We start from the raw sequence: 344 nt of genomic DNA on the forward strand, positions 1-344 counted from the left end.
GTTGGAGCCGGCGGAGCGGACCTCGACGCGGTCTCCGGCCAGGTGGGTCAGCCACGCGGCGGCCATCTGGGAGCGGCCGGCGTTGTGGACACAGACGAAGAGCACGGAGGGCTTGTCGGACATCAGAGGTCTCTCTTGTCTCGCAAGGGAATGCGGGCACGGCAGACATCAGTACCCGGTGGTGTCAGTCACCACTGATGTGAGAGTATCAGTCCATGATGACGTCAGTCGACACTGATCTGATCCGGGTTCTGGCCGACCCGCTCAGGCTCCAGATCGTGACCCTGCTCGCCAAAGAGATGCTGTGCACCACCCACCTGGTGGAGGAGACCGGTGCCCGGCAG

Annotated in this window: 1 protein-coding gene and 1 pseudogene; one reads left to right on the forward strand and one right to left on the reverse strand. The window is 64.0% G+C overall.

Annotated elements, in window-relative coordinates; all coding sequences use genetic code 11:
• Nucleotides 1-123, reverse strand: a 123-nt coding sequence (locus tag ADL12_RS25485) for an arsenate reductase/protein-tyrosine-phosphatase family protein (RefSeq protein ID WP_482262437.1), incomplete at its 3' end; no start/stop codon positions are given.
• Nucleotides 124-215: 92 nt separating this feature from the next.
• Here ADL12_RS25485 and ADL12_RS25490 point away from each other — a divergent pair.
• Nucleotides 216-344: pseudogene (locus ADL12_RS25490) on the forward strand (transcriptional regulator); the annotation flags it as partial.

This window comes from Streptomyces regalis (genome assembly GCF_001509475.1).
Taxonomy (GTDB): domain Bacteria; phylum Actinomycetota; class Actinomycetes; order Streptomycetales; family Streptomycetaceae; genus Streptomyces; species Streptomyces regalis.